Source organism: Yersinia sp. 1252 StPb PI, from assembly GCF_048593885.1.
Classification (GTDB): Bacteria; Pseudomonadota; Gammaproteobacteria; order Enterobacterales; family Enterobacteriaceae; genus Yersinia; species Yersinia enterocolitica_E.
Genome location: NZ_JAZGQE010000500.1, coordinates 1 through 426, shown reverse-complemented (window position 1 = coordinate 426; position 426 = coordinate 1). Strand labels below are relative to the sequence as shown.

Genomic DNA, 426 nt, shown 5'->3' with positions numbered 1-426 from the left:
GTGAAATCCGTTTACTGAGAGTTCCGTGGTGGGGTTAAAACGAGTTACCGATACACTTCGCTGCACATGAGCACAACGCCGGGCCTGCGCTCTTTAATCAGCGTTGATATTTGCAAGCATTCGGATTGAGTAGGGTAGATGTCTTCGGTAACAGGTAGGGATTCACAGGCATCAAAGCCGCAGGAGCTGACGAGAAGAACAAAGCCGATTAGCATTAGTCCTCCGCTGGTTTGTCTGCCGTGAATAACAAGGTACCGTCTTGAAAGTTATCCCAATCAGCCTGGTCGTGTAGGCAAACTACTCGGGCCGTTCGTGTGCCGTCAGAATCATAATCACTCAACACAATCTGACCTATCGGCGGCAACGCTTTCAACTCTGCAAGTTGTTCACGCAGTGATAGCAGTTCAGTAAGCCAGGTCGCTAATT

General features: G+C 49.3%; 1 protein-coding gene. It reads right to left on the bottom strand.

Going from position 1 to position 426, the window contains the following annotated elements; translation table 11 throughout:
- Nucleotides 1-214: 214 nt before the first annotated feature.
- A partial coding sequence (locus V2A85_RS24500; RefSeq protein WP_420072666.1) for a hypothetical protein occupies nucleotides 215-426 on the bottom strand: 212 nt, incomplete at its 5' end.